The sequence below is a fragment of the Rouxiella badensis genome (assembly GCF_002093665.1).
GTDB classification, from domain to species: Bacteria; Pseudomonadota; Gammaproteobacteria; order Enterobacterales; family Enterobacteriaceae; genus Rouxiella; species Rouxiella badensis.
In genome coordinates, this window is record NZ_MRWE01000033.1 from 1 (window position 1) to 18,915 (window position 18,915).

General features: G+C 52.5%; 17 protein-coding genes. 14 read left to right on the top strand and 3 right to left on the bottom strand.

Annotated features, from left to right (window positions below):
• Positions 1–241: 241 nt before the first annotated feature.
• Positions 242–1,453 carry a conjugal transfer protein TraF gene (locus tag BS640_RS17300; RefSeq protein WP_051040055.1) on the top strand — a complete coding sequence of 404 codons (1,212 nt, stop codon included), beginning with the start codon at positions 242–244 and terminating at the stop codon, positions 1,451–1,453.
• A 115-nt stretch (positions 1,454–1,568) separates the two neighbouring features.
• Here BS640_RS17300 and BS640_RS17305 read toward each other — a convergent pair whose 3' ends face one another.
• On the bottom strand, positions 1,569–1,835 hold the full coding sequence (locus BS640_RS17305) for a GrxA family glutaredoxin (protein ID WP_017491253.1): 267 nt from the start codon (positions 1,833–1,835) through the stop codon (positions 1,569–1,571).
• 336 nt (positions 1,836–2,171) lie between these two features.
• Between BS640_RS17305 and nfsA the strand changes: the two genes are divergently transcribed.
• The 8 genes from nfsA (at position 2,172) to rlmC (ending at position 10,653) form a co-directional block, all read left to right on the top strand.
• On the top strand, positions 2,172–2,894 hold the full coding sequence (gene nfsA / locus BS640_RS17310) for an oxygen-insensitive NADPH nitroreductase (RefSeq protein WP_017491252.1): 723 nt from the start codon (positions 2,172–2,174) through the stop codon (positions 2,892–2,894).
• 18 nt (positions 2,895–2,912) lie between these two features.
• Positions 2,913–3,815, top strand: a complete 903-nt coding sequence (rimK, locus tag BS640_RS17315; RefSeq protein ID WP_084912993.1) for a 30S ribosomal protein S6--L-glutamate ligase — start codon at positions 2,913–2,915, stop codon at positions 3,813–3,815.
• A gap of 235 nt (positions 3,816–4,050) precedes the next feature.
• Positions 4,051–4,533, top strand: a complete 483-nt coding sequence (locus BS640_RS17320) for a type III secretion system chaperone family protein (protein WP_017491250.1) — start codon at positions 4,051–4,053, stop codon at positions 4,531–4,533.
• Positions 4,534–5,075: 542 nt separating this feature from the next.
• Positions 5,076–6,182 carry a spermidine/putrescine ABC transporter substrate-binding protein PotF gene (potF, locus tag BS640_RS17325; RefSeq protein ID WP_084912994.1) on the top strand — a complete coding sequence of 369 codons (1,107 nt, stop codon included), beginning with the start codon at positions 5,076–5,078 and terminating at the stop codon, positions 6,180–6,182.
• Between the two features lie 223 nt (positions 6,183–6,405).
• Positions 6,406–7,569, top strand: coding sequence for a putrescine ABC transporter ATP-binding subunit PotG (gene potG, locus BS640_RS17330; protein WP_017491248.1), 1,164 nt, complete (start codon positions 6,406–6,408; stop codon positions 7,567–7,569).
• Between the two features lie 16 nt (positions 7,570–7,585).
• Positions 7,586–8,539, top strand: coding sequence for a putrescine ABC transporter permease PotH (gene potH / locus BS640_RS17335; RefSeq protein ID WP_017491247.1), 954 nt, complete (start codon positions 7,586–7,588; stop codon positions 8,537–8,539).
• Positions 8,536–9,381 carry a putrescine ABC transporter permease PotI gene (potI, locus tag BS640_RS17340; protein WP_017491246.1) on the top strand — a complete coding sequence of 282 codons (846 nt, stop codon included), beginning with the start codon at positions 8,536–8,538 and terminating at the stop codon, positions 9,379–9,381. The genes potH and potI overlap by 4 nt, the downstream gene beginning before the upstream one ends.
• 144 nt (positions 9,382–9,525) lie before the next feature.
• Positions 9,526–10,653, top strand: coding sequence for a 23S rRNA (uracil(747)-C(5))-methyltransferase RlmC (rlmC, locus tag BS640_RS17345; RefSeq protein ID WP_084912995.1), 1,128 nt, complete (start codon positions 9,526–9,528; stop codon positions 10,651–10,653).
• A 56-nt stretch (positions 10,654–10,709) separates the two neighbouring features.
• Here the strand turns inward: rlmC and BS640_RS17350 are convergent, their stop codons facing one another.
• Positions 10,710–10,886 (bottom strand): GhoT/OrtT family toxin, encoded by a 177-nt coding sequence (locus BS640_RS17350; RefSeq protein WP_017491244.1) that lies wholly within the window; start codon positions 10,884–10,886, stop codon positions 10,710–10,712.
• 324 nt (positions 10,887–11,210) lie between these two features.
• Between BS640_RS17350 and fliZ the strand changes: the two genes are divergently transcribed.
• Together fliZ and BS640_RS17360 are read left to right on the top strand one after the other, a co-directional pair.
• Positions 11,211–11,747 carry a flagella biosynthesis regulatory protein FliZ gene (gene fliZ / locus BS640_RS17355; RefSeq protein WP_051040054.1) on the top strand — a complete coding sequence of 179 codons (537 nt, stop codon included), beginning with the start codon at positions 11,211–11,213 and terminating at the stop codon, positions 11,745–11,747.
• Positions 11,748–11,956: 209 nt separating this feature from the next.
• Positions 11,957–12,943: a D-cysteine desulfhydrase gene (locus tag BS640_RS17360; protein WP_225741580.1), complete on the top strand. Its 987-nt coding sequence runs from the start codon at positions 11,957–11,959 to the stop codon at positions 12,941–12,943.
• Between the two features lie 64 nt (positions 12,944–13,007).
• Here BS640_RS17360 and BS640_RS17365 read toward each other — a convergent pair whose 3' ends face one another.
• Positions 13,008–14,312 carry an Nramp family divalent metal transporter gene (locus BS640_RS17365; protein ID WP_017491241.1) on the bottom strand — a complete coding sequence of 435 codons (1,305 nt, stop codon included), beginning with the start codon at positions 14,310–14,312 and terminating at the stop codon, positions 13,008–13,010.
• A gap of 370 nt (positions 14,313–14,682) precedes the next feature.
• On the opposite strand from BS640_RS17365, the gene BS640_RS17370 reads away from it, so the two are divergent.
• Genes BS640_RS17370 through BS640_RS17380 form a run of 3 tightly spaced genes read left to right on the top strand, consistent with a single transcriptional unit; the run spans position 14,683 to position 18,824 of the window.
• A complete protein-coding gene (locus tag BS640_RS17370; protein WP_017491240.1) occupies positions 14,683–16,503 on the top strand; it encodes a beta-glucoside-specific PTS transporter subunit IIABC in 1,821 nt (606 codons plus the stop codon).
• Positions 16,503–17,966, top strand: a complete 1,464-nt coding sequence (locus BS640_RS17375) for a glycoside hydrolase family 1 protein (protein WP_084912996.1) — start codon at positions 16,503–16,505, stop codon at positions 17,964–17,966. The genes BS640_RS17370 and BS640_RS17375 overlap by 1 nt, the downstream gene beginning before the upstream one ends.
• Before the next feature lie 27 nt (positions 17,967–17,993).
• Positions 17,994–18,824 carry a PRD domain-containing protein gene (locus tag BS640_RS17380; protein ID WP_084912997.1) on the top strand — a complete coding sequence of 277 codons (831 nt, stop codon included), beginning with the start codon at positions 17,994–17,996 and terminating at the stop codon, positions 18,822–18,824.
• Positions 18,825–18,915 lie beyond the last annotated feature (91 nt).

Below are 18,915 nucleotides of genomic sequence, written 5' to 3' on the forward strand. Positions count from 1 at the left end.
GTTATTATTGCACTGAAAGAAAATGCGTCAGGTACCTGTGTCGGAATCAGTGCGGCTCAAATAACTTACTAGTTTGAATAATTTAAAACGCATTGGAGATATTTCTTAATAAAGAGTCTCTCTTTCTTTATATTAAATGGCGCCAGGGAGAATATTATATTTTTTCACGACGGTTATTTTTCGCAATATATCGTGAAAGGCGTCTCTCTATCTAAAAATAGTGTGTTATCTAAGGGAAAGTATGAAGTTTTTTGCTAATCAGTATTCACTTATGTCTCTATCGGTTCTACTTGCTCTGTCTGGAAGTGCAAATGCAGCGGGCACATATATGGAAGCGCGCAACGACGCGATGGGAGGTACCGGTGTTGCTTCTTCCCGTTATGGAACGGCTCCATTGGCCAACCCGGCACTGATGTCCAGCTTTGGTCAGAGTGATGATTTTAGTCTGATTTTACCCTCGGTCGGGGCTCAGGTATCCGATCCTAATAATATGCAAGACGGCCTTAAACAGGTTAAAGATGCACGACAGCATTACGCAAATGAGCTTGGGACGGGCAGGATATCTGCGTCTACAGCCAAAGAATACAAAAGCAAATTGTTGGACCTTAATAATGCCAAAACGACCGGGCAAGTCAGTGCCGGAATTATTGCAGCAGTGCCGAGCCGTGTGATGCCGTTTGCGTTGGTAATAAAATCCTGGGGTACCGCTACATTAGAAGGCAAAGTCAACGGGCGTGACCTGAAATATCTTGACGGTGTTGCAAATGGCAGCATTAATCCCACTGATGCCGGTGAAAATGCACTGACATCTCATATGATAGGCCGTGCAGCCACGATAACTGATGTGGGTATTGCTTTTGCTAAAGAATTTGAAATTAATGGCGTTAAGTCTTCGATAGGTATTACGCCTAAATACCAGCGTGTCGATTTATATAACAACAACATGACGTTGAAGAACTATACCGGTAAATATTTAAGCACCAAAAATTATCTTAGCACTCAGTCAAACTTTAACAGTGACATTGGTTTTGCCTCCTATCTCACCGATCGCTGGACATTGGGGCTGGTTGCGCAAAATATCGTGCCACGCATGATGGAAAGTAAAGAAGTTAATGGTTTGAAAGAGACGTTTAAAGTGCGCACCCAGGTGACTACGGGTGTTGCCTGGCACAACGATTTCTTTACTAGCGCAGTGGATATCGATCTCACGCCAGCCAGCGGTTTTGCTACAGATGAAAAGCGTCAATTTGCCAGCGTGGGGGCAGAGCTTAATGCGTGGGATTGGGCACAACTGCGCGCCGGTTATCGCCAAAACATGATGTCGAACAGCGGTAGCGCACTCACCGCCGGTGTGGGTCTTTCACCTTTTGGCGTGATACACGTAGATGTGGCGGCTATAAAGGGCACAGACCGTACTTACGGCGCTGTGGCACAGCTCAGCTTTACCTTCTAATCGACAAAGTTGTTTGATTAACCTGCTGAGTGTTTTCAAACGATGTAAGCCTGTTACGCAAAAAGGCCCTTCTTTACAGGAGGGCCTTTACTCAATCTTTCGCTAAAAAATGTTCTTACTGCTGATAAAGCGCCAGATTTTCTTTTGCGTAAGCTTCAAAATCAGTGCAACCACCGATGTGTTTCTGGTCGAGGAAAATCTGTGGCACGGTTTCTACAGGCTTACCCACGGTTTTTTCCAAATCGGCTTTGCTGATGCCTTCCGCATGAATATCAACGTAGCGGAAATTGAAATCATCACGTTCTTCAGTCAGTTTTTCAGCCAACTCTTTTGCACGAACACAATAAGGACAGCCAGGACGCCCGAAAATTACTGCAAACATGGAGACTCCTTAGATTTTAAAATGCCTGAATTTCAGGACTTGATAAATTTGAGAATGATATCGCAGAATTTTTTTGTAATTTAGCGCATAGCTCTCAATGCTTGGGGCTACTATGCCTGTCTCTTTTGAGAAAAAAAAGTAGGAATTACCTGTCGCTTTGATGTGCTGTGCCTATCTGCGCGAAAATACAACGCAATGGTGCAGCCTTAGGCAACGTCATCTCAGGCCGTTACGTCATTTAGTGCGGCGAGGCTTGCAAAGGCCTCTGCGAACATGAATCATTGATGTCTTGAGGGTTTATCTTTTACCCATCTCATTCTTTCAAGGATTCGTATTATGACGCCAACTATTGACCTCCTTCGCGCGCACAGCTCCGTGCGTTCCTTTACCGGCCAGGCGCTGACCGATGAGCAAAGAGAGGCAATTATTGGCGCAGCTCAGGCTGCGTCAACGTCGAGTTTCTTACAGTGCTCATCCATTATTCGTATCACCAACCCACAACTGCGCGAGAAGCTGGTGGAATACACCGGCGGCCAGAAATATGTCGCTACCGCTGCCGAGTTTTGGGTGTTCTGTGCCGACTTCAACCGTAACCTGCAAATCAATCCACAGGCCGAACTGGGCCTGGCAGAACAGCTGCTGCTGGGCTGCGTGGATACTGCGCTAATGGCGCAGAATGCGATGGTCGCTGCCGAATCTCTCGGGTTGGGCGGCGTGTTTATCGGCGGTATCCGCAACAGAATCGAAGACGTGATAGCGCTGCTGAACCTGCCTAAGTTCGTGATGCCGCTGTTTGGCTTTTGCGTGGGGCATCCGGCGCAGGTTAATGCCTTCAAACCGCGTATGCCACAGAGCATGCTGGTGCATGAAAATAGCTATCAGCCGCTGGATAAAGACCAGCTGGCAGCCTACGACGCAGAGCTGGAAGATTACTATGCCCAGCGCGACAGCAACGCACGCCGCGATAACTGGAGCGACCTGATTATCCGTACGCTCAAAAAAGAGCAGCGTCCCTTTATGCTTGAAGCGCTGCACAAGCAGGGCTGGGCAACGCGTTAATCGGCAACGGAGTGTCTGATGAAAATTGCCATACTTTCTCGTGACGGCAGCCTTTATTCCTGCAAGCGCCTCAAAGAGGCAGGGGAGTCTCGCGGTCATGAAATCGACGTGATAGACCCGCTGTCGTGCTATATGAACATCAACTGCGCCGCGCCGAGTGTGCACTATCGGGGGAAGCAGCTGGACAAGTATCAGGCGGTTATCCCAAGGATAGGATCCGCGATTACGTTTTATGGCACGGCGGTGCTGCGGCAGTTCGAGATGTTAGGCAGTTTTCCATTAAACGAATCGGTCGCCATTACCCGCGCGCGCGACAAGCTGCGCTCAATGCAGATTCTGGCGCGTGAAGGCATTGACCTGCCGATTACCGGTTTTGCTCATTCGCCGGACGATACGTCCGATCTGATAGCGCTGGTCGGTGGCGCACCGCTGGTGGTGAAACTGGTCGAAGGGACGCAGGGCATCGGTGTGGTATTGGCCGAGACCCGGCAGGCGGCGGAGAGCGTGATTGACGCTTTTCGCGGTCTGAACGCGCACATTCTGGTGCAGGAATACATTCGTGAGGCCAATGGTGCAGACATCCGCTGTCTGGTTATCGGTAAAAAGGTGGTCGCCGCGATTGAACGCCAGGCCAAACCGGGTGATTTTCGCTCCAACCTGCATCGCGGCGGCACCGCGCGGAATGTGGCTATTACGCCACAGGAAAAAGACATCGCTATCAAGGCTGCGCTCACGCTGGGTCTGGACGTCGCAGGCGTGGATATTCTGCGCGCCGAGCGCGGGCCGCTGGTGATGGAGGTCAATGCCTCTCCGGGACTTGAAGGGATTGAAACGACGACCGGATTAGACATCGCGGGCATGATGATCGATTACATTGTACAGCGCGCCAAACCGGGATTTAAACTCAAGTCTGGTGGGTAAATCGATCGATAAACACACAACGCCGCCTTTTTGTGGCGGCAGTACCCATATTTTAAGCGAATAACGGTTAATGTCAGGATTGATCGTGGCGCTCAACGGGAAATTTCCGTAAGCTGTCGCACTTAACTATTCGCTTAAAATGACTGACTGCGCAAAATTGGCGTAGAGTGATTTTCGAGTTCCGATCTTTTTACGATTCATCATCGTGCTTTACCGACACACTGAGGCTGATTATATGGATTCACTCACCGTCCCTGATTTGGCGTTATTACGACGCTGGCTCGATCAGCTGGGCATTTCTTTTTTCGAGTGTGATTCTTGTCAGGCTCTTCATTTGCCGCATATGCAGAATTTTGACGGCGTTTTTGATGCCAAGGTTGACCTGGTTGACGGCGTTATCCTGTTCTCTGCGCTTGCCGAAGTTAAACCGACTGCGCTTATCCCGCTGGTTGCCGATCTGAGCCAAATCAATGCCAGCTCGTTGACCGTAAAGGCTTTTGTCGATATCCAAGACGACAATCTGCCGAAGCTAATCGTCTGTCAGTCGATTAGCGGGGTGGTCGGCATTACCCTCGACCAGTTCGCGCATTTCCTTCAGCAGGGCGAAGAGCAGATGTCGATGATAATCCTTGAGGCACATGCCAACGATCTGCTGTTTTTGGGCGATGACGATGAATCAGCGCCACCGGTCAGTGTGAATATCCCGCTGCTGCATTAATCATTAACGGGCCTAACGTTGGCCCGCTCAAAGACACTCCCGCCAGCCAGATTTTACTTCTGATGAATTCTTAACCCGCGCAGCCATTCCGATGGCTGCGCTAGCTTTGCTATGTTTCAAAAAACATTATGCTAAATATTGCGCATTGTTGCGGGTCATTTCCCTTTGTATGGACATGAATGCCACACGGCATAGACAAAATTGCATAAAAAATCGATGAATGGTGTTTTTTTTCAACAGGTATGGTGTGATTTTGATCACGGCGTTATGCTGCCCATTGTGTACTAATCGTCGGATACCTTGAAAAGCCAAACGATTATTTCATCGGTGATGCAGCAGACAAGGTGCATGCCTATGCACCGTCTCAATGCCAGGGTAGGCAACAAAAATATTCAGATCGGTAAAGTATTTACTCATCTACTTAATTACTGGTTATTTGACCTGTTTTATAACCACTGCGGGTTTACAGATAGCATCCTGCAGACAGGCGCGACGACCAGAGTCCTTTTTATTTTTATCACCCCTGTTGGAGGTAATAACGGATGTTTACCCTGCGTAAAAAGTGGTTGTCAGGCGTCATCGCGGGTGTGGCGATGGCTGCGTCAGTCGCCGCGTCTGCGGAAGATAAAACGCTGCATATCTATAACTGGTCAGATTATATTGCGCCAGACACCGTCGCTAACTTCCAAAAGGAAACCGGCATTAAGGTAGTCTACGACGTCTTCGACTCCAACGAGGTGCTGGAAGGCAAGCTGATGGCAGGGAGCACCGGCTTTGATCTGGTGGTGCCTTCGGCGAGTTTCCTCGAACGCCAAATCTCTGCGGGTGTGTTTAAGCCGCTCGACAAGAGCAAACTGCCAAACTATAAAAACCTCGACCCAGAACTGCTAAAGATGGTTGCACAGCACGATCCGGGTAACAAATACGCTATTCCTTACCTGTGGGCGACCACTGGCATCGGCTACAACGTCGATAAAGTAAAGGCCGCGCTCGGTAAAGACGCGCCGGTTAACAGCTGGGATCTGGTATTAAACCCAGACAATCTCACCAAGCTGAAGGGCTGCGGCGTTTCATTCCTCGACGCTCCGGCCGAAATCTACGCTTCGGTGTTGAACTATTTGCACCTCGACCCGAACAGCACTAAACCTGAAGATTACGCGGCTGCGACCGACCTGCTGCTCAAGCTACGTCCAAGCATCCGCTACTTCCACTCTTCTCAATACATCAATGACCTGGCGAACGGCGATATTTGCGTGGCCGTGGGTTGGGCGGGTGACGTCATTCAGGCTTCAAACCGCGCAAAAGAGGCGAAAAACGGCGTAAATATCGCCTACAGCATTCCTAAAGAGGGAGCGCTGGCGTTCTTCGACGTGTTCGCGATGCCAGCCGATGCAAAAAACACCGACGAGGCGTATCAGTTCCTCAACTATCTGATGAAGCCTGAGGTGATGGCCGGTATCAGTAATGCGGTGTTTTACGCTAACGGCAATGCGGCGGCAACCCCGCTAGTCAAGCCAGAAATCCGCAATAACCCAAGCATCTATCCACCGGCCGATGTGCGCGCCAAGCTCTTCACCCTGAAAGTTCAGGATCCGAAGATTGACCGTCTGATCACCCGCTCTTGGACCAAAGTGCAAAGCGGTAAATAATCTCGCATCAGGCCGCTCCCCTGATTTTTTCAGGATTAATTCCTGATATTTATCTGATGAGGAGCGGTAAGTTCAACGCGGCTCCGGGCAACACGACGGGGCCGCGTCGTTTTATTGATTGAGCTCTGATTTCATTACCTAAGTTCGCAATCGGCCCGGCGTTATCTGAGCGGGCTGTTATGCTTAAATTATCCTGACCCGCTTCTGACGGAGGCATCACTGAGTGAATGACGTTATTCCACGCCCTCAGCCGCAACATGCAGGCGAGCGATTTTCGGGCGAAAAAGTCCGCACAGGTTTTACTCCTCTGTTGGAAATTCGCAATTTGTCCAAGTCTTTTGACGGCCAGCTTGCCGTCGACGATGTCAGTCTAACCATCTTCAAGGGCGAGATTTTCGCGCTGCTTGGCGCGTCGGGATGCGGCAAGTCAACGCTGCTGCGCATGCTGGCCGGTTTCGAGTCGCCGACCAAGGGCGAAATCGTGCTCGACGGGCAGGACCTGTCGCAGGTACCGCCGTATCAGCGTCCTATCAATATGATGTTCCAGTCTTACGCGCTGTTCCCCCATATGACGGTTGAACAGAATATCGCCTTTGGCCTCAAGCAGGACAAACTGCCGTCCGCCGAAATCAAGGCCCGCGTGGCGGAGATGCTAACGCTGGTACATATGGAAGAGTTCGCCAGGCGCAAACCGCATCAGCTTTCAGGCGGTCAGCGTCAGCGCGTGGCGCTGGCGCGAAGCCTGGCAAAACGGCCGAAGCTGCTGCTGCTCGACGAGCCGATGGGCGCGTTGGACAAAAAGCTGCGCGACCGTATGCAGCTCGAAGTGGTCGATATTCTCGAGCGAGTCGGCGCGACCTGCGTGATGGTCACCCACGATCAGGAAGAGGCGATGACCATGGCGGGGCGCATTGCGATTATGAATCGCGGCAAGTTTGTGCAGATTGGTGAGCCGGAAGAGATTTATGAGCACCCCAACAGCCGCTTCAGCGCCGAATTTATTGGCTCGGTTAACGTGTTTGAAGGCCTGCTGGAGTCCCGCGAAGACGACGCGATAACCCTCCGTAGTCCGGGGCTGGTGCACCCGTTGAAGGTGGCCGCAGACGCCGCCGTCAGCGACGGCGTGCCGACGTTTGTGGCGCTGCGTCCCGAAAAAATCATGCTCTGTGAGGCGGTCCCGGCCGACGGATGCAACTTTGCAGTTGGCGAGGTGGTGAATATCGCCTATCTGGGCGACTTGTCGATTTATCACGTCAGGCTGCACAGCGGGCAATTGATTACCGCCCAGTTGCAGAACGGTCACCGTTTCCGCAAAGGGATGCCGACCTGGGGCGATGAAGTGCGTCTTTGCTGGGAAGCCGACAGCTGCGTCGTGTTGACCGTTTAGGGCGGGGAGAATAACCATGACTGTGATAACAAAGAGTTCCGAGGCGACGCCTGCCGGTAAATCACGCTCGCTTTTCGACAGGCTGATGCAGTCGCAGGGTAAAAAACTGGTGATCCTGCTGCCGCTGCTGTGGTTTATCCTGCTGTTTGCCTTACCGTTTCTGATTGTCCTGAAGATAAGCTTTGCCGATATGGCGCGGGCAATCCCGCCCTATACCGACTTGATGACCTGGACCGACGGCGTGCTGGATATCGCCTTAAACTTTGGTAACTACCTTCAGCTGTCGGGGGATGCGCTTTATATCGAGTCTTATCTGCAGTCGCTCGAGGTCGCCGCCATCTCAACGCTACTGTGTCTGATCATCGGCTATCCGCTAGCGTGGGCGGTCGCGCACAGCAGTCCGGCGACGCGTAATATCTTGTTGCTGCTGGTTATTCTGCCGTCGTGGACCTCTTTCCTGATCCGCGTTTATGCCTGGATGGCAATCCTTAAAGACAACGGCGTGCTGAACAATTTCCTGATGTGGACGGGGGTTATCGACCAGCCTTTAATTATTCTGCATACCAATCTGGCGGTCTATATTGGCATTGTTTATTCCTATCTGCCGTTTATGGTGTTGCCGATTTATACCGCGCTGACCCGCATGGACTATTCGCTGGTCGAGGCGTCGCTGGATCTCGGCGCCAGGCCCTTTAAAACCTTCGTGAAAGTGATTATGCCGCTGACCAAGGGTGGGATTATCGCCGGTTCGATGCTGGTATTTATTCCGGCGGTGGGCGAGTACGTTATTCCTGAGCTGCTTGGCGGGCCAGACAGCATCATGATTGGTCGTATTCTTTGGCAGGAGTTCTTCAACAACCGCGACTGGCCGGTCGCCTCGGCGGTGGCCGTGGTGATGCTATTGCTGCTGATAGTGCCTATCCTCTGGTTTCACAAGTACCAGAATAAAGAGCTGGGGGACAACGCATGAATTCATTACCGGTGGTTCGTTCGCCGTGGCGCATCGCCATTCTGGTGCTGGGCTTCGCCTTTCTCTATGCCCCCATGCTGATACTGGTCATCTATTCTTTTAACAGCTCCAAACTGGTTACCGTATGGGCCGGATGGTCGACCCAGTGGTATACGGCGCTGTTTCATGACTCGGCGATGATAAGCGCCGTGAGCATGAGTCTGACTATCGCGACTGCGGCGGCAAGTATGGCGGTGGTGGTCGGTACCTTGGCCGCGGTGGTCATGGTGCGCTATGGTCGATTCAAAGGATCGACCGGGTTTGCCTTTATGCTGACCGCACCGCTGGTGATGCCCGACGTTATCACCGGTCTGGCGCTCCTGCTGCTGTTCGTGGCAATGGGGCATACGCTGGGTTGGCCGGGCGAACGCGGCATGTTTACCATCTGGCTGGCGCACGTCACGTTTTGCAGTGCCTACGTGGCGGTGGTGGTCTCGGCACGGCTGCGTGAGCTTGACCGCTCCATCGAGGAGGCAGCGATGGACCTTGGCGCCACGCCGCTGAAGGTGTTCTTTATCATCACCATCCCGATGATTGCGCCTGCGTTGGTTTCCGGCTGGCTGCTGGCGTTTACGCTGTCGCTGGATGATTTGGTGATTGCCAGTTTTGTAGCGGGGCCGGGGTCGACGACGCTGCCGATGCTGGTATTCGCCAGCGTGCGTTTAGGAACCAACCCGGAGATAAACGCCCTGGCGACGCTGATTCTGCTGGTGGTAGGGATTATCGGCGTGATTGCCTGGGGGTTTATGCATCGCGCCGAGAAACAGCGCGCCAAAGACCGTCAGCGAGCGACGCGAATGTAGTCCGTCTGCCGGTTCTAAGGTCAGAGAACCGGCAGACGCCTTTTTCGCGGGCGTGATAAAGGAGCCTTTCCCCGCGTGCGGTGGTACACTTCGCGCCAACTTTTTAACTGTCAGAATACGCAACAGCGATAACGGTCATCATTTATGCATTGCGCACAATACACCGCCGGAACCTGCCGGTCCTGCCAGTGGCTGGATAAACCCTACGCCACTCAGCTCATCGACAAACAGCACGACCTGTCCGAATTGCTCGGCGGCCTTGAGGTGGGCGAATGGCGCGAACCTGTGGCGGGCCAGGAGCAGGCGTTTCGCAATAAAGCCAAAATGGTGGTGAGCGGCAGCGTTGAGCGCCCGCTTCTTGGCATGCTGCATCGCGACGGTACGCCGGTTGACCTCTGCGAATGCCCGCTTTATCCCGCCAGCTTCGGCGAAGTTTTTCGGCATCTTAAGACCTTTATTGCCCGTGCGGGGCTAACGCCGTATAACGTGGCGCGCAAGCGCGGCGAGCTTAAGCATCTGCTGCTGACGCAGAGCCAGCACAACGGCGGCCTGATGCTGCGTTTTGTCCTGCGCTCCGAAACCAAGCTGACGCAGCTGCGCGCGGCCTTGCCTTGGCTGATGCAGCAAGTGCCTGACCTACAGGTGGTGTCTGCCAATATCCAACCGGTGCATATGGCTATTCTGGAGGGTGAACGTGAGATTGCCCTGACCAGCCAGCAGGCGCTGGAAGAATATTTTAATCAGGTACCGCTGTTTATCAGGCCGCAGAGTTTCTTCCAGACCAATCCGCAGGTTGCCGCCGCGCTTTATGCGACCGCGCGTGACTGGGTGGCCGAACGCGATATCTCAAGTATGTGGGATCTCTTCTGCGGCGTGGGGGGGTTTGGCCTGCACTGCGCAAAGCCAGAGACGCGTCTTACCGGGATTGAAATCAGCGCCGAGGCTATTGTCTGTGCCAAAATTTCGGCCGAAAAGCTCGGGTTGAAGCACGTTGAATTTCAGGCGCTGGACTCCACGGGCTTTGCCACGGGTAATGAACAAGTGCCTGAGCTGGTATTAGTTAATCCGCCGCGTCGGGGAATTGGCAGCGAGCTTTGTCAGTATCTGGATAATATGGCGCCGGAGAGGCTGTTATATTCCAGCTGTAATGCGCAGACAATGGCTAAAGATATTCGCGAGTTGAAAAATTATCGCATCGAGCGAGTGCAGCTATTTGATATGTTTCCTCATACCGCACACTATGAGGTGCTGACGCTATTGGTCCGCGTGTAAGAGGATTATGACAGAGAGGTGATTGGCGGCCTGAGCAGACTGCCAATTATCGCAATTTAGAACAGTGAGAATAACATCACGACCGGCAGGCTCATCGGCCAGGTTAATCCAATAATACCTGATGTCAGCAAACGAATTTTAATCGTGTCGCGGCTCACCAACAGAGTGAACAACGCAGCAAGTGCTAAACCGCCCCAGTAAATTGTTTTAATGACTTCCCACCACAAATGCACGATAACCCCTGATATATTAAAAACCCTAGCCAATGGCCGGTATTCTATTCGGTTAACATTTTGCAATCAATTGGTAAGTGACTATGTTCACACATTTACAAAGTTAACAAATTGTTAATATTGAAGGGGTTGTTTTCGTTAAGGATTATTTATAACCGTTTTCACGTTAGCAGCGTAATTGTTTCCGTAATCGATTGCGAAATGCGTAATCATGACTTGTCCGACGATCCCTGACTGGTTTAAGCTGGGTGAGAGATTGAAAATCTTTGAACTAAAGGCCCAAAGAGGCCATCCGGAATTATCACTATTTGTTGGAAGTGAATTATGCCAGCGGGAAAAAAAACACGGCCACTGAGCCGTTATCTAAAAGATTATAAACATAGTCAGACGAACTGTTCACAGTGTGGGAAAGAGTTAGACAGAATGGCCCTGGTGTTTCGTGGCGAAGTCATTAATAAAGACGCGATTGCGAAAATGGACCAACCCATTGATGATGAGCTGTGGCGCGATCTCTCTAAAGAATTAACGGCGCTGTGCCGTTTTTGCAGTGAGATTTCATTTAATACCACCTCTTCTTATTTCGATATTGTTGCCTTCAAGCAGTATCTCTTTGAACAGACAGAAATGAACCACAGTACGGTGCGTGAATATGTGGTGCGATTGCGCAGGCTGGATGAAATTTTGGCCGCCAACGAGTATCCTCTTGAGAAAATTCAAGGGGAGAGCATTCACCAGCGAATAATGGATGATTTGCCGGTCGCCGCATCAGATAACTATAGGATTGCCCTAAGAAAGTACGATCAGTACCTCGCCTGGCAAAAAGAGACATCGCCAGAGAGTTTTTACATGGCGCAGGCTTGAAACCCTGCGGCGATTGCAGATAAAGTTATTCCTAATATCGACAGGCGTCTTCGGACGCCTGTTTTTAGTTTGTCCGCCTGTCTCCAATGTCAGAGGCTAATTCACTGATATAGTAGAATGACATTTGGTCAACATAACGCATCAGTTTAAAAACATAGCTTCGGGGGAACACCGTGCCTTCATCTTTGCCTGATTCATCTTCACTTTCTATTCTGAAACACCAGCTAGAGAATTATTCCCGCATTGATCTGGTCGGGAACAGTACGCCGCTAGAGCGTTTAAATCGTCTTTCAGACTACGTTGGCCGTGACATCTACATAAAACGTGACGATGTCACGCCGTTGGCGATGGGCGGTAACAAGCTGAGGAAACTGGAGTTTTTGGTGGCTGCGGCCATCGAAGAGGGCGCAGATACGCTGATCACCGCCGGTGCTATTCAGTCTAACCATGTGCGCCAAACCGCTGCCGTGGCGGCTAAGCTCGGTCTAAAATGCCTGGCCGTTCTGGAAAATCCGATAGGTACCGACGAACACAATTATCTGACCAACGGTAACCGCCTGCTGCTGGACCTGTTTAACACCGAAGTCGTGATGTGCGACTCGCTGTATGACCCGATGGCACAGATGGAAGAGCAGGCCACGCTGCTCGAAGCGCAGGGCTTCCGTCCTTACATTATCCCCGTCGGCGGCTCAAATGCCCTCGGTGCGTTGGGGTATGTGCAGTGTGCTATCGAAATCGCCGAGCAAAGCTCTGCCGGATTTGTCGATTTCAGCGCGGTGGTGGTGGCCTCGGGCAGTGCGGGTACCCACGCCGGACTGGCGGTGGCGCTGCGTGAGCTGATGCCGTCCACCAGGCTGATTGGGGTGACAGTGTCACGCAAGGCGGAGGACCAGCGTCCAAAAGTTGAGACGCTGTCCAATGAGCTGATGCAACTGCTTGAGCTGGAAGGCGAAACGCCAGAAATTGAACTGTGGGACGAGTATTTCGCACCGCGCTACGGCGAGCCGAACCAGGAAGGGCTGGCGGCTATCAAGCTGCTGGCCGAAAAGGAAGCGATGCTGCTGGATCCGGTTTATACCGGTAAAACCATGGCAGGCCTGCTCGACGGGTTGGAACGCCAGCGGTTCCCGGGTGATGGCCCGATTCTGTTTGTGCACACCGGCGGCGCGCCTGCGCTGTTCGCCTACGCGAAGTAATCTGCGCCCTGTGGCTCGGTCGTTTAAGACCGGGCCGCAGGCTGTTCTTCTATTCACGCGTTAATCATGCAAAGCCTGGTATCTGCACACCGGCAATCTGCAACAACAGCACCACGTTGAGCGCCACAATGACCACTGTCCCGACAATCGAAGAAACGGTGGTCAGACGGCTATTCACAAATTCGCCCATGATGTCGCGGCGGCGGGTAAACATCACCAACGCAATCATCGGAGCAGGCAGCGCCAGACTCAGGACGACCTGACTGTAAACCAGCGCATCGGTTGCGTTAACCCCCATTGCGACGACGATAAATGCCGGTACCATGGTGACCAGACGTCGCAGCCAGATAGGAATACGGAAACCGACAAAGCCCTGCATGATCATCTGACCGGCCATGGTGCCGACCACCGAGCTCGAAATCCCCGAGGCAATCAACGACAGCAGGAACACCCCGGCGGCGGCAATCCCCAGCAGCGGCGTCAGGGTATGATAAGCGGTTTCAATTTCGGCGACGTCGCTGTGACCGGCATGAAACGCGCTTGAGGCCATGATGACCATGGCGATGTTCACCAGTCCGGCAATTGACAGTGCAACCACCACCTCGATGTTGGAGAAACGCAAAAGTTTGCGCCGCTCGGCCGGGTTTTTAACCAACGTTCGATGCTGCGTCAGCCCTGAATGTAGAAAAATGGCGTGCGGCATCACGGTCGCCCCAATAATACCGACAGAAATGGTCAGCGCCTCGGCGTTGGGCAATTTGGGGACCAGCATCCCCATCCCTGCGGCCGCCCAGTCCACGGGCACGATGAACATCTGCACCAGATAGCAGAGCGCGATAACGGCTACCAGGCCGCCAATCATCAGCTCTACGGGGCGAAAACCGCGCTTTTCAACCATCAGCAAAGCATAGGTAATGACGGCGGTGACGCCCATCCCGGCCAGCAATGGCATGCTAAACAACAGCGAAAGGGCCAATGCGCCACCCAGGAACTCGGCAAGGTCGGTCGCCATCGCGGCAATTTCGCTCACTGCCCACATCCCCCAGACCACGGGAGGAGGAAGTTGGTCACGGCACATTTCGGCCAGATTTTTACGCGTGACAATCCCGAGTTTGGCCGACAACGCCTGAAATAGCATGGCTATCAGGTTAGCCATCACCACCACCCACAGCAGGCTGTAGCCGAATTTTGAGCCTGCCTGAATATTGGTAGCAAAGTTACCGGGATCCATATAGGCGATGGAGGCGATAACCGCGGGGCCGACGAACAGCAGTGGCGTCATCATCCCGCGTTTACGCCCGGAAAGTGCTTCGCCTATCGCCTCGTTGGTGCGTTCTGTTAACGTAGAATTTTTACTCATCTCACTCATAGCCACCCCGGTTTGTTATGGGTCGTTATTGGGTTAGGTTATCCTCTGTTCGCTAATATAGCATTGGCTATACTACATAGGTAATGCTATTTATGACTAGAAATTGGGCTAATGTGTTTCTAAATATTTTTCTGGGGTGAGATAGGCTCAATGCGCTGCCGCTAAGGTCTCCATCGTGGAGTAGGTTGCAGGTTGGCTCACAGTTTTCACTTTGCTTTAGTCATTTAGTTTGACGAAACCGGGTCAATAACCCGATAACGTAACAAAGGCGTGTTACTACGTAAGTAGGCAAGACCTGAAGCCCCATCCTCTCGAGCGAGGTGATGGGGCTTCAGGTCTTTTTTTTGGATTCGACTAGGGGGAGCTGGCGATGGACTACTTAAAAACTGCGCAGGAAATCGTGCAAAGCGTCGGCGGAGCAGAGAATATTGAACACGTTGAGCACTGCTCTACGCGCCTGCGTCTGAGTCTCTATGACAACGATAAAGTCGACAAACGCGCACTCGAAAAAGTGCCCGGCGTACTGGGCGTTCGATTGAACGTGCAGTGTCAGGTGGTGATTGGCCGTGAGGTGATCGCGATTTTTGAGGCGGTGCAGCAGCAAGTTAGCGCGGCGGAGCCTTCAGAGCGGGTGAAAAAAAACAAAACCAAACCGCTGGCGCGCGCCGTGGATTTTGTCATCAGCGTCTTTCAACCTTTGGTGCCCGCGATTGCCGGTGGCGGGGTGTTAAAGTCGCTGCTGTTGCTTCTTGACGCCTTCGGTTGGCTGAGCCGCAGTAGCTCAACCTGGAAGGTGTTGGATAATATCGGCTCTGCGCCAATCTATTTCTTGCCGATTCTGGTGGCGATTACGACGGCCACCAAATTAAAGGTTAACGTGCTGGTGGCGGTGTCTGCCGTGTCGGTGATGGTGTTGCCCAATATGGCGAAGCACCTGGCGGAGGGGGCAGAGTTTTTCTCGCTGGCGCTAAAAAATGTCGCCTATGCCTCGCAGGTGTTTCCGGCCATTCTGTGCGTGCTGTTTTATGCGCAAACGGAGAAGTTTTTCAATCGGTATTCACCCGCGTCGGTGCGTATTTTCCTTTCGCCGATGCTTTCACTGCTGGTCACTGTACCCGTCACGCTGCTGCTGCTTGGCCCCTTCGGCTATGAGCTGGGCGCAGGGTTGGCCAGCGTTATTCTCTGGCTTTATGGCCATCTGGGGTTTATTGCGACCGCGCTGCTGGCGACCGCGCTGCCGTTTATGGTCGCCGCGGGCATGCATAAACCGATGTTGCCTTATGCCATTGCCTCGATGAGTCAGTTTGGCCGCGAGGTGCTGTATCTTCCGGCGTCCCTGGCGCACAACATTGCCGAATCGGGCGCGTGTTTCGCCATTGCGCTGAAGAGCAAAGATAAAACCATCAAATCCACCGCCTTCTCTGCCGGAATCTCCGCGCTGTTTGGCATTACCGAACCGGCGATTTATGGCGTGACGCTGCTGCATAAACAGGCTTTATACAGCGTGCTGGCGGGCAGTTTCGTCGGCGGTGCGTTTATCGGCTGGCTGGGGGTGCAGGCTTTCGCGCTGGTGGGGCCGGGGCTGGCGACCATCTCGATGTTTGTTTCACCCGACAGCGGCATGAACATCGTCTATGCGCTGGCCGGAACCGCACTGTCGTTTTTAGTCTCCTTTATCTGCGCACTGGTGCTGTGGCGTGAAAAAACGCCGGCGGTTGTTCAGGCCGTGGGCGGGCTTTTTCTGGCTCAACCGATCCAGGGGCAGGTTATCCCGCTGGAGCAGGTTAATGACGAGGTTTTTTCAGCCCGCATTATGGGGGAAGGTATCGCGATTATTCCCCAGCAGGGCGTACTGAGTGCGCCAGCGGAGGGGGTTATCGTCAACGTTTTCGACACCGGGCATGCGGTCAGCATGTTGACCGACGGGGGCGTGGAGCTGATTTTTCATATCGGCATCGACACCATCAAACTGAACGGGCAGGGATTCTTCGCCAAAGTGCAGGCCGGTCAGCGGGTCGTGCTCGGCGATACGCTGGTGGAATTCGATCTCGAGGCCGTCAAACGAGCCGGTTTTGATCCGGTGGTCATCATGGTTATCACCAACAGTGAACGCTTTACGCTGGAGCGGCTACCTGCCGCGAAACACATTAACGACTGTCAAATTGTCATGAGCTTAAAGGAGTCCGTGTAATGAGCAACATATCAACGTTTCCTGAAGACTTTTTATGGGGCGGTGCTATCGCTGCCAATCAGGCTGAAGGGGCATGGAATATCGGCGGTAAAGGCCCCTCGGTGGCCGACGCTGTCGCCTGGAAACCCAAGGTATCCGTCAAGGACTACAGTGCGCACATGGCGCTCAGCGATGAGAATATCGCCGATGCGCTCAGCGGCCGCAATGACGCAAATTATCCGAAACGTCGTGGTATCGATTTTTATCACCGCTATCAGGAAGACCTGGCGCTGTTTGCCGAAATGGGCTGTAAGGTGCTGCGCGTATCGATTGCCTGGTCGCGCATTTTCCCTACCGGTGAGGACGCTGCGCCTAACGAGGAAGGGCTGACGTTTTATCATGACCTGTTTACCGAGATGCGCAGACTGAATATTGAGCCATTAGTGACGTTGTCACACTATGAAATGCCGTTGATTCTTAGCGAGAAATACAACGGTTGGGTGCATCGCAAGGTGGTAGATGCCTTTGTGCGCTTCAGCCAGGTGTGCTTCGAGCGCTATAAAGGTCTGGTGCGTTACTGGCTGACCTTTAACGAAATCGACAGCATTCACCGACACCCGTTTACCACCGCCGGTATTCGCAAAGAGAAAAGCGCCGCGGGTAAGGCCGAGCAGGATATTTATCAGGGGCTTCATCACCAGTTTGTCGCCTCAGCGCTGGTGACCCGCGACTGCCACGCCATTATTCCGGGCAGTCAGGTGGGCTGTATGTTGACCAAACTCACCACTTATCCGCGCACCTGCAAACCGGAAGACGTCGAAGCGACGCTAAAAAAGAACCTCGAAAATCTGTTCTACGCCGACGTGCAGGTATTCGGAGAGTATCCGCCGTTGATCAAGCGTGATTTGGCGCGTCGCAATATTCATCTTGAGATACAGCCGGGCGACCTGGATATTCTTAAGTCCTACACCGTCGACTTCGTGTCATTCAGCTATTACATGTCGATGACCGAATCCACCGATCCTGAGGCCGAACGTATCCCAGGCAATACGATACTCGGCGTGAAAAACCCTTATCTGGCGGCGTCGGAATGGGGCTGGCAGATCGATCCGCAGGGGTTAAAAATATCGCTGCTCGAACTCTACGACCGTTACCAGAAACCGCTGTTTATCGTTGAGAATGGCCTCGGCGCCAAAGACGAAGTGGTTGAGGGAAAGGTACAGGATAGCTATCGCATCGACTATTTCCGCGCGCACTTCGAGCAGGTCAAGGCGGCAATTGACGAAGGCGTGGAGGTGATGGGCTTCACCACCTGGGGGGCTATCGACATTATTAGCGCCGGAACCTCGCAAATGTCTAAGCGCTATGGTTTTATCTATGTCGATCAGGACGATGAGGGCAAAGGATCGCTGGCACGTCTTAAGAAAGACTCGTTTTACTGGTATCAGAAAGTCATCGCCAGCAACGGCGCGCAGATGGACTAAAGGCTAAGGTTGCCGCAGGGAAAACACGTGATTACAGTAAAAAAATCGCTCAATAACAGTATGCTGCTGGTAGAACAAGAGCAGCAGGAAATGGTGCTGTTTGGCAAAGGACTGGGATTCAACGCCAAACCGGGTACCTTGATTGATATTGCGCACGTCGAGAAGGTGTTTATACCGTTACAGGATTTGAAATCTCGACATTTTTTATCGCTGACCAGCAGTATCCCTGCGGCCTTTTTTGATCTCACCCATGACATTATTCAGCTTGCCCAGCACCGTTATGCCGAGAAGCTTAACTCAGTGCTATTTTTTACGCTGACCGAGCATCTTTATTTTGCGGTTGAGCGAAGCCAGCAAGATAACCCGTTGATTAATAAGCTAAGTTGGGAGATTAAACGCTACTATCAGAAAGAGTACGAGATAGGGTTACAGGCCAAGACCCTGGTTGAGGACCGATTCAAGGTTGCGCTTCCCGCCGATGAGGCGGTGAATATCGCCTTTCATCTTATTAACGGCAGCAGCAAGTCTGATAATGCCACTGCGCATCAGCAGGTTGAGCTGGTCAATCGCATTGCCGAAATTGTGCGCTACAAGCTCAATAAAAATATCGACATTGAATCCATCAATTATGCGCGGTTTATCACACATCTGCGTTATTTCGCCGAGCGGATCCTTAACGGCAAAATCACCGGCGGAGAGACGGAAGACTTTTACCAGGAGCTGCTGCGCCATCATCCGACCGCGATGGCGGTGTCCTGGGCTATCCGGGATTATGTGCTCGAAAAATATCAGCTAAATCTCCCCAAAGATGAGCTGACCTGGCTGAGTCTGCATATCAGCAGGCTGGAGCGTGAATAGCCTCACTGTCTATAAAACCCCCGTTCTGTCGCTTTAATCACCTCATTTTGTCGCTTTTAAAATTTTTTTACCAAAATGGCGGATTACCTAT

What these genes read in the sequence shown, in the direction of transcription:
- BS640_RS17300 (WP_051040055.1), top strand. Translation starts at nt 242, where the DNA reads ATGAAGTTTTTTGCTAATCAGTATTCACTTATGTCTCTATCGGTTCTA.
- BS640_RS17305 (WP_017491253.1), bottom strand. Translation starts at nt 1,835, where the DNA reads ATGTTTGCAGTAATTTTCGGGCGTCCTGGCTGTCCTTATTGTGTTCGT.
- nfsA (WP_017491252.1), top strand. Translation starts at nt 2,172, where the DNA reads ATGACGCCAACTATTGACCTCCTTCGCGCGCACAGCTCCGTGCGTTCC.
- rimK (WP_084912993.1), top strand. Translation starts at nt 2,913, where the DNA reads ATGAAAATTGCCATACTTTCTCGTGACGGCAGCCTTTATTCCTGCAAG.
- BS640_RS17320 (WP_017491250.1), top strand. Translation starts at nt 4,051, where the DNA reads ATGGATTCACTCACCGTCCCTGATTTGGCGTTATTACGACGCTGGCTC.
- potF (WP_084912994.1), top strand. Translation starts at nt 5,076, where the DNA reads ATGTTTACCCTGCGTAAAAAGTGGTTGTCAGGCGTCATCGCGGGTGTG.
- potH (WP_017491247.1), top strand. Translation starts at nt 7,586, where the DNA reads ATGACTGTGATAACAAAGAGTTCCGAGGCGACGCCTGCCGGTAAATCA.
- potI (WP_017491246.1), top strand. Translation starts at nt 8,536, where the DNA reads ATGAATTCATTACCGGTGGTTCGTTCGCCGTGGCGCATCGCCATTCTG.
- rlmC (WP_084912995.1), top strand. Translation starts at nt 9,526, where the DNA reads ATGCATTGCGCACAATACACCGCCGGAACCTGCCGGTCCTGCCAGTGG.
- fliZ (WP_051040054.1), top strand. Translation starts at nt 11,211, where the DNA reads ATGCCAGCGGGAAAAAAAACACGGCCACTGAGCCGTTATCTAAAAGAT.
- BS640_RS17365 (WP_017491241.1), bottom strand. Translation starts at nt 14,312, where the DNA reads ATGAGTGAGATGAGTAAAAATTCTACGTTAACAGAACGCACCAACGAG.
- BS640_RS17370 (WP_017491240.1), top strand. Translation starts at nt 14,683, where the DNA reads ATGGACTACTTAAAAACTGCGCAGGAAATCGTGCAAAGCGTCGGCGGA.
- BS640_RS17375 (WP_084912996.1), top strand. Translation starts at nt 16,503, where the DNA reads ATGAGCAACATATCAACGTTTCCTGAAGACTTTTTATGGGGCGGTGCT.